Annotated in this window: 1 pseudogene; it reads left to right on the forward strand. The window is 73.9% G+C overall.

Annotated features, from left to right (window positions below):
• Positions 1 to 230: pseudogene (locus IF01_RS43375) on the forward strand (HAD family hydrolase); the annotation flags it as partial.

A 230-nucleotide genomic window follows, 5' to 3' on the forward strand; every position in this document is an offset into this window, starting at 1 on the left:
CTGATGGTCGGCACCGGCCGCGGCGCCCAGCTCGGCATCCTGATCAAGGGCCCCGAGGTGCTGGAGAACACCCGCCGGGTCGACACCGTCGTGCTCGACAAGACCGGCACCGTCACCACCGGCCGGATGACCCTGCTCGCCGTCCGCACCGCGGAGGGCACCACCGAGGACGAGGCCCTGCGCCTGGCCGGCGCCCTGGAACACGCCTCCGAGCACCCCATCGCCACCGC

The sequence above is a fragment of the Kitasatospora purpeofusca genome (assembly GCF_000718025.1).
Classification (GTDB): Bacteria; Actinomycetota; Actinomycetes; order Streptomycetales; family Streptomycetaceae; genus Kitasatospora; species Kitasatospora purpeofusca.